General features: G+C 65.9%; 8 protein-coding genes. 2 read left to right on the top strand and 6 right to left on the bottom strand.

The window, feature by feature from the left end:
* A partial coding sequence (locus E4L98_RS24610; RefSeq protein ID WP_135204173.1) for a DEAD/DEAH box helicase occupies positions 1-1,736 on the bottom strand: 1,736 nt, incomplete at its 3' end.
* A gap of 169 nt (positions 1,737-1,905) precedes the next feature.
* Here E4L98_RS24610 and E4L98_RS24605 point away from each other — a divergent pair.
* Positions 1,906-2,895 (top strand): alpha/beta fold hydrolase, encoded by a 990-nt coding sequence (locus E4L98_RS24605; protein ID WP_135204172.1) that lies wholly within the window; start codon positions 1,906-1,908, stop codon positions 2,893-2,895.
* A gap of 164 nt (positions 2,896-3,059) precedes the next feature.
* Here E4L98_RS24605 and E4L98_RS24600 read toward each other — a convergent pair whose 3' ends face one another.
* The 5 genes from E4L98_RS24600 to E4L98_RS24585 all read right to left on the bottom strand — a co-directional run bounded on the left by E4L98_RS24600 (position 3,060) and on the right by E4L98_RS24585 (position 5,077).
* Positions 3,060-3,290, bottom strand: a complete 231-nt coding sequence (locus E4L98_RS24600) for a hypothetical protein (protein ID WP_135204171.1) — start codon at positions 3,288-3,290, stop codon at positions 3,060-3,062.
* A 40-nt stretch (positions 3,291-3,330) separates the two neighbouring features.
* Positions 3,331-3,549: a hypothetical protein gene (locus E4L98_RS24595; RefSeq protein ID WP_135204170.1), complete on the bottom strand. Its 219-nt coding sequence runs from the start codon at positions 3,547-3,549 to the stop codon at positions 3,331-3,333.
* Between the two features lie 141 nt (positions 3,550-3,690).
* Positions 3,691-4,542 carry a hypothetical protein gene (locus E4L98_RS24590; RefSeq protein WP_135204169.1) on the bottom strand — a complete coding sequence of 284 codons (852 nt, stop codon included), beginning with the start codon at positions 4,540-4,542 and terminating at the stop codon, positions 3,691-3,693.
* Entirely contained in the window at positions 4,539-4,706 is a 168-nt protein-coding gene (locus tag E4L98_RS30180) for a hypothetical protein (protein ID WP_167761438.1), read from the bottom strand. The genes E4L98_RS24590 and E4L98_RS30180 overlap by 4 nt, the downstream gene beginning before the upstream one ends.
* A complete protein-coding gene (locus E4L98_RS24585) occupies positions 4,703-5,077 on the bottom strand; it encodes a hypothetical protein (protein ID WP_135204168.1) in 375 nt (124 codons plus the stop codon). Before E4L98_RS24585 ends, E4L98_RS30180 begins: the two co-directional genes overlap by 4 nt.
* 174 nt (positions 5,078-5,251) lie before the next feature.
* Here E4L98_RS24585 and E4L98_RS24580 point away from each other — a divergent pair, with 174 nt between their 5' ends.
* On the top strand, positions 5,252-6,859 hold the full coding sequence (locus E4L98_RS24580; RefSeq protein ID WP_135204167.1) for a M28 family peptidase: 1,608 nt from the start codon (positions 5,252-5,254) through the stop codon (positions 6,857-6,859).
* The last annotated feature ends 9 nt before the right edge of the window (positions 6,860-6,868 follow it).

Genomic DNA, 6,868 nt, shown 5'->3' with positions numbered 1-6,868 from the left:
GCCCGGGCCGGCGCAGCTGCGGCCGGCGCAGGCGCGCCCTCGCCGTCGACGCTGATGCGCAGCGGCTGGCCGGCGACGCGGATGCCGGCCATCATTTCCAGCGCCTCGCGGCTCAGCGTGTCCGGCATGTCCAGCACCGTGTAATCGTCGAAGATCTCGATGCGGCCAATGTTCTTCGAATCGATGCCACCCTCGTTGGCGATGGCGCCGACGATGTTGCCCGGCTTGACGCCGTGCTGGTAGCCGACCTCGATGCGGTAGGTGCGCATGCCCGGCTCCGACTCGCGCGCGATGCGCTCCTTCTTGCCGAAACGTTCGGCGCGCTCGGGACGCTCGCCGCGTTCCGCACGCTCCGGACGGTCGAAGCTCTGGCGCGCCGGGCGCTCCTCCCACTGCGTCTGCTGCTTTTTATCGAGCAGCAGCGGCACCTCACCGCGCGCCAGCTTGGCCAGCGCGGCGGCGATCTCCACCGCCGGCACATTGTGCTCCTGCTCGAAATCCTCGATCAGCGACTGGAACTGTTCCAGCCCGCCCTCGGCCAGCGTGTCGGTGATCTGCTGCTTGAATTTGGCGATGCGCACATCGTTCACCGCCTGGATGGTCGGCAGCTCCAGCTGGCCGATCGGCTGGCGCGTGGCGCGCTCGATCATCTTCAGCAAGCCTTTTTCGCGCGGGGTGATGAACAGGATCGCCTCGCCGCTGCGGCCGGCGCGGCCGGTGCGGCCGATGCGGTGGGTATAGCTTTCCGGATCGTGCGGCACGTCGTAGTTGACCACGTGCGAGATGCGCTCCACGTCCAGGCCGCGCGCGGCGACGTCGGTCGCCACCAGGATGTCGATCTTGCCGTCCTTGAGCATCTGCACCGTGCGCTCGCGCTGCGCCTGCTGGATGTCGCCGTTGATGGCGGCCGCCGAGAAGCCGCGCGCCTGCAGCTTCTGCGCCAGCTCCTCGGTGCCCAGCTTGGTGCGCGAGAAGATGATCATGCCGTCGAAGTTCTCGGCTTCCAGGATGCGGGTCAGCGCGTCCAGCTTGTGCATGCCGGACACCAGCCAGTAGCGCTGGCGGATGTTCTCGTTGGTGCCGGTCTTGGCCGCCACCGTGATTTCCTTCGGCTGGCGCAGATAGGTATTGGCGATGCGGCGGATGGCCGGCGGCATGGTGGCCGAGAACAGCGCGGTCTGGCGCGACTCCGGCGTCTCCTGCAGGATGCGCTCGACGTCGTCGATGAAGCCCATGCGCAGCATCTCGTCGGCTTCGTCCAGCACCAGGGTTTTCAGCTTCGACAGGTCGAGCGAGCCCTTGTCCAGGTGATCGATCACGCGGCCCGGAGTGCCGACCACCACGTGCACGCCGCGGCGCAGCGCCGACAGCTGCGGGCCGTAACTCTGGCCGCCGTAGATCGGCAGCACATGGAAGCCGGGGATGTGGGCGGCATAGGTCTGGAACGCCTCCGCCACCTGGATCGCCAGCTCGCGCGTGGGCGCCAGCACCAGCGCCTGCGGCGCGGTCTGTTTGATGTCGATGCGCGCCAGGATGGGCAGCGCGAAGGCGGCGGTCTTGCCGGTGCCGGTCTGGGCCTGGCCCAGCACGTCCTGGCCGTCCAGCAGCAAGGGGATGGTCGCGGCCTGGATCGGCGACGGCGACTCGTAGCCGACGTCATTCAGCGCCTGCAGCAGCGGCGCGCCGAGATGGAGATCAGAAAAAAGGGCAATTGGGGATACTGGGGATGCAGACATGGCGTCACTCACAAAAATTGTTCGAATCGCCTAATTGCGAAAGAAATTGACGCGTAGTTTACATTGTCTGGGCCGAACTGGCGTTTTTTTACTCGAAATGACCGGCAAAATGCACGAATCCGGCGAAGCGCCTATAGTAGCGCTTTGTCTCATCCGCGGAGCCGACTCCATGCGCAAACTGCTACTCTCCCTGGCCATGTCCCTGTCCGCCGTGCCGGCGCTGGCCGCTACCTATGGTCCCGAACTGCAGGGTTTCACCTATCCCTATCCCCAGCAGCACTATGCTTTCAGCTCGCAAGGCGTGGCGCTGCAGATGGCGTACATGGACGTCAAGCCGAGCGGCGCGGCCAACGGCCAGACCGCCGTCCTGCTGCACGGTAAAAACTTCTGCGGCGCCACCTGGGAACAGACCATCGCGGCGCTGAGCCAGGCCGGCTACCGGGTGGTGGCGCCGGACCAGATCGGCTTTTGCGCCTCCACCAAGCCGGAGCACTACCAGTACACCTTCCAGCAGCTGGCCGCCAACACCAACGGCCTGCTCAAGCAGCTGGGCATCGACCGTGCCATCGTGGTCGGCCATTCGACCGGCGGCATGCTGGCGGCGCGCTATGCGCTGATGTACCCGCAGGCGGTGTCGCGCGTGGTGCTGGTCAACCCGATCGGGCTGGAAGACTGGAAAGCGCTGGGCGTGCCGCCGATCAGCGTCGACCAGTGGTACGAGCGCGAACTGAAACTCTCGGCCGACAGCGTGCGCAATTACGAAAAGAGCACCTACTACGTCAACCGCTGGAAGCCCGAGTATGAAAAATGGGTGGACATGCTGGCCGGTCTGAACGCGGGACCGGGACACAAGATCGTCGCCTGGAACTCGGCGCTGATTTACGACATGATCCTGACACAACCGGTGATCTATGAATTCCCGCTGATCCAGGCGCCGGTATCGCTGATCATCGGCGACGCCGACACCACCGCCATCGGCAAGGATGCCGCCCCGGCCGAAGTCAAGGCGCGCATCGGCCGCTACGACGTGCTGGGCAAGGAAGCGGTGAAGAAGCTGGCGCACGGCCATCTGGTGGAGATGAAAGGCATGGGCCACGCTCCGCAGATGGAAGACCCGGCCGCCTTCCATAAAGTGCTGCTGGAAGAACTGCGCCGCTAGGATCGGGGTCAGAGCCGACATTCGGACATTGAGTCGCGCGCGACTCAATGTCCGAATGTCGGCTCTGACCCCGATGTGCAGGGGGACGGGGTTGGAAGCCGTCCTTCCTCTTGCACCGCCCAGGCCCGGAGGGTCCGGGGCGGTACGTCACGCGCGGATGCGGATTACTTGCTGGCGGCGGGAGCGGCGGCGGCAGGTGCTGCCGACGATGCTGCCTCGGCGGCGGCTTTTTCCTTCTTCTTGCCGTGGTGCGCTTTCTTCACGACCGGTGCGCTGGCGGCCGGCGGCGTCGAGGCCGACGCGGCGGCCGAAGCCGAGGCGGCGGGTGCCGGGGTCTGGGCAAAGGCAGCGGAAGCAAACAGGCCGGCGATCAGGGTGGCGATAATCTTTTTCATGATTTGGACTCCTTGAACTGTTTATACGGTTTATATGGTATTACTTGCTTGCTGCTGGCGCTGCGGCGGCGGGTGCTGCTTCAACGGTCTTGGATTCTTCTTTCTTGACCTTGTGGGCCTTCTTTTTGGCGACAGGTTTCGCTTCGGTCTTTTCCACCGCGGGCTTGGTTTCCGGAGCGGCTGCGGGAGTCGCAGGCGCCTGGGCGAATGCTGCGGTTGCGAACAGGCCGGCGATCAGAGAAGCGATTACTTTGGTCATGATGTGTTTCCTTTTCGAGGTTTCGGCATCGGGACGATTCCCGTGTCGCATGAGCAAAAAACGCCGGCCGCTACCGCCCCGTTGACCACCTTTACAAGTCTTACCGATACTTACGTTTGCTTACAAGCAAGCACCATGGACTCACCGGCCGCCCAGCCACCGCGCGACGTTGCCGGCGTAGCGCCGCACCGACCTCGCCGCTTCCGGGTTGGCGGCCAGACCGTCGCCGGGCGCCTCGCTGACGAAGTCGGGACAGCCCATGGCCGGATCCCAGTTGTAGTCGGCAAAATGGTGGAAGGTCGATTGCGCGATCGCCGGACCATGTCCGTCCGACGGTGCCACCGCCACCGCCAGGTTGAAGCGCTGGCCGGTGGCCTTGCTGATGCCGGTGGCGATCACGCGCGCCGAGGACGAATGTGCCGGCGCCGTCACCGCGCCCTCGTGGGGATGCGCGGGCAGGTAGTCGACGCCTTCCAGCACCGGGTGCCGCTCGCCTTCGATGGTGATGCGCTGGGCGTCGCCATTGGCGCCGGAATGGAAGTTCGGCCACAGGATGGCCGGTGTGCCGCGGTCGTCCGGCGCCGGCGGCGCGCTGCCGGCCTCGCGGTTATGGCTGTGGAACAGGTGCAGTCCGCCCAGCACGTCCAGCGAGCAGATCGAGCAGCCCAGGTCCATGTGGTCGCGCGTCAGCATCAGGCCGCCGCCACGGCGATGGAAGGCTTCCAGACCGGCGCGGTCCTGCGCATGCAGGCCGTCGCCGGTATCGACGGCAAACAGCCAGACCTGATCGTAATCGCTGTCCGCCAGCGTCGACAGCACTGGATCGGGCCGTCCGACCGGGCCGCGATCGCGCGCGGTGACGGCGAACAACGGCCGCCCTTCTGCGTCTTTCAGACTGGCCAGCAGATCGCGCAGCAGGGAAAAGCGGCCGATGTGCCAGTCGTTGTCGGTGGTTTCTATGGTGGTCTGCAACAGCACGTTGATGGGGTTCATGGCCGCACCCTTTCGGAGAATAAAACCAGAAGCATACTCCCAGATGGCAGGATGGATTGGTTCCCGCCCCGCACCATCAATGCATCGAGCGGGATGGTGACCAGCGGCGTGCAGGTGTAGGCCGCCACCAGATACTCCTTGCCGCCCCAGCTGGCAAAGCTCATGGCGCGGATCGGCTGCCGTCGGCGGTGATCGCCACCAGCGCCGGCAGTTTTTTGGGCCCATAGCTGAAGGCGACCAGCACCTCGCCGCTGCCCGGGCGCGCCACCATGTCCTCCACGCTCACGCGCGCACCGCCGACCTGCCGCGCCAGGCGCGGCTCCAGGTCCAGGATATTGAACACGGCGCCGGCCGCCGGCGGGGTCGCCGGCGGCAGCGTGATCGCATGCACGCGCGCCGCTTTCCAGTCAGCCACAAACAGAATATCGTCCGGACCTGCCGCAAGGCGCGAGATGGATTGCACCTCGGCCGCCGAGGCCGCCAACAACGGCCCCGCCGCCAGCGCCATGGCCAGGGTATGAGCAAGAATACGCATGAACAGTTCCTTTTCCGATCACAGGGAGTGCGGACGATTCTAGTTCCGCGCGCCGCCCGACGGCAGTGCCGCGCCACGGCCCACCATGATTCCCGGCAGGCACCAATGGTGGCCCGCGCACGCTGAATTCAAGTAAGATGACCGGTTTCTGCCTTCATCATCTACGGAGTAAGCATGCGTCTGACCCTGATCGCCCTCGCCGCCGGCCTTGCCCTGCAAGCCCATGCCCAGCAACCCGTCGTCGCCGAGGCGCCGCTGCGCGCTCACCTGTCCTTCCTGGCCGACGACATGCTGGAAGGCCGCGGCACCGGCCAGCGCGGCGGCGCCCTGGCGGTGCGCTATCTGGAGACGCAGGCGGCCGTGCTGGGCCTCAAGCCGCTGGCCGACGGCGGCTATCGGCAGGCGGTGAAGATCGAGGGCACCAAGCTGCTGCCCGGCAGCTTCGTGCGCTTCGACGCCGCCGGCGGCAACAGCATCACGCCCGCCAACGCCAGCGAGATCGTGTTCGGCACCATGGGCGGCAAGGACAACATCAGCATCGACGCGCCGCTGGTGTTCGTCGGCTACGGCGCCATCGCTCCGGAGGAGAAATGGGACGACTACAAGGGCGTGGACATGAAGGGCAAGATCCTGGTCATGATGGTCAACGACCCGCAACCGACCGCCGAGGAGCCCAACCGTTTCGCCGGCAAGGCCTACACCTACTACGGCCGCTGGCTGTACAAGTTCGAGGAAGCGGTGCGCCAGGGCGCGGCCGGCGCGCTGCTGATCCACACCACGCCGTCGGCCTCCTACGGCTGGAGCGTGCCGGCCACCAGCTTCGCGCACGAGCGCTTCCACCTGGCCGGCAGCGGCAACCCGATCGAAGGCTGGCTGCAGGAAGACACCGCGCAAAAGCTGTTCGCCGCCGGCGGCTTCGACCTCGACAAACTGCGCGCCGACGCCGAGCGCCGCGATTTCCGCCCGGTCGACCTGAAGCTCAAGGTGCACGCCGAGATCAAGAGCGCGATCCGCCAGATCGAGGACTACAACGTGGTCGGCATCGTCCCCGGCAGCGATCCCAAGCTGAAGGAAGAAGCGGTGGTCTACTCGGCTCACTGGGATCACCTGGGCATCGACGACAGCGCCAAGGGCGACCACATCTGGAACGGCGCCATCGACAACGCCTCCGGCGCGGCCGCGCTGCTGGCCATGGCGCAGGAAGCCGTCAAGCATCCGGCCAGGCGCACCCAGGTCTTCCTGTGGCCGATGGGCGAGGAAACCGGCCTGCTGGGCAGCGCCGCCTACGTGCAGCATCCGGCCTGGCCGCTGAACAAGACCAGCGCCGACCTCAATCTGGACAGCATGAACTTCGTCGGCAAGACGCGCGACATCGGCGTCGCCGGCGCCGAGCGCAGCAGCCTGTACGAGGCGGCCGGCGTGGTGGCGAAGCAGATGGGCCTGAAACTGGCGCCGGCCATTCCCGACCTGTCGGGCGCCTACTTCCGCGCCGACCACTTCAACTTCGCGCGCAGCGGCGTCCCGGCCTTCAACGTCGGCTCGGCGGTGTTCTCGGGCGACGGTTATTTCGATTTCGTCAACGACCAGGAGAAGTCGCGCGCGCGTCTGGTGGCGTTCAAGAACGACTATCACCAGCCGTCCGACGAATACCACGCCGACTGGGATCTGTCCGGCATGGTGCAGCAGGCGCAGTTCACGCTCAACCTCGGCTACTACGTCGCCAACCAGCCGAAGATGCAAACGTGGAAAGCAGGCGACGCTTTCGGCCGGCTCAAGCGTTAATTTAAGCGT

Source organism: Duganella callida (assembly GCF_004614165.1).
GTDB classification, from domain to species: Bacteria; Pseudomonadota; Gammaproteobacteria; order Burkholderiales; family Burkholderiaceae_D; genus Rugamonas; species Rugamonas callida.
The sequence above is the reverse complement of the archived record's forward strand: the minus strand, read 5'-3'. Positions and strand labels throughout refer to the sequence as shown.

Excerpts from the sequence above, each read along its gene's own strand:
- E4L98_RS24605 (WP_135204172.1), top strand. The coding sequence starts at position 1,906 with ATGCGCAAACTGCTACTCTCCCTGGCCATGTCCCTGTCCGCCGTGCCG.
- E4L98_RS24600 (WP_135204171.1), bottom strand. The coding sequence starts at position 3,290 with ATGAAAAAGATTATCGCCACCCTGATCGCCGGCCTGTTTGCTTCCGCT.
- E4L98_RS24595 (WP_135204170.1), bottom strand. The coding sequence starts at position 3,549 with ATGACCAAAGTAATCGCTTCTCTGATCGCCGGCCTGTTCGCAACCGCA.
- E4L98_RS24590 (WP_135204169.1), bottom strand. The coding sequence starts at position 4,542 with ATGAACCCCATCAACGTGCTGTTGCAGACCACCATAGAAACCACCGAC.
- E4L98_RS30180 (WP_167761438.1), bottom strand. The coding sequence starts at position 4,706 with ATGAGCTTTGCCAGCTGGGGCGGCAAGGAGTATCTGGTGGCGGCCTAC.
- E4L98_RS24585 (WP_135204168.1), bottom strand. The coding sequence starts at position 5,077 with ATGCGTATTCTTGCTCATACCCTGGCCATGGCGCTGGCGGCGGGGCCG.
- E4L98_RS24580 (WP_135204167.1), top strand. The coding sequence starts at position 5,252 with ATGCGTCTGACCCTGATCGCCCTCGCCGCCGGCCTTGCCCTGCAAGCC.